1 pseudogene is annotated in these 317 nt (G+C 32.2%); it reads left to right on the forward strand.

Annotation, left to right across the window (positions count from 1 at the left end):
* A pseudogene (locus FIA58_RS21205) lies at positions 1-271 on the forward strand (transposase); the annotation flags it as partial.
* Positions 272-317: the final 46 nt, after the last annotated feature.

Raw genomic sequence — 317 nt, forward strand, 5'->3', positions numbered from 1 at the left:
ATATAAATCCACTAAGAAGTATTATGGACAAGAAGGACAGGAGAGTATTGATCCTGTTGTCTTCTTCAAAATATGCTTAGTAGGCTATTTGAATAACATTAATTCTGATAGAAAACTCATTGAATATTGATCCAACTGTTTAGATGTTCGTTTGTTTATACGCTATGATATCGATGAAGTTTTACCATGGCACAGTACCATTAGTCGAACTAGACAACTCTATGGAGAAGAAGTCTTCATGGAGCTGTTTAAAAAAGTATTGTCTTTATGTTGTTAACTTTCTGAATATGAAGAAAGTTAACTCAAGAGGCATTAAA

Origin of the sequence: Flavobacterium jejuense (assembly GCF_006491595.2) — a bacterium.
Classification (GTDB): domain Bacteria; phylum Bacteroidota; class Bacteroidia; order Flavobacteriales; family Flavobacteriaceae; genus Flavobacterium; species Flavobacterium jejuense.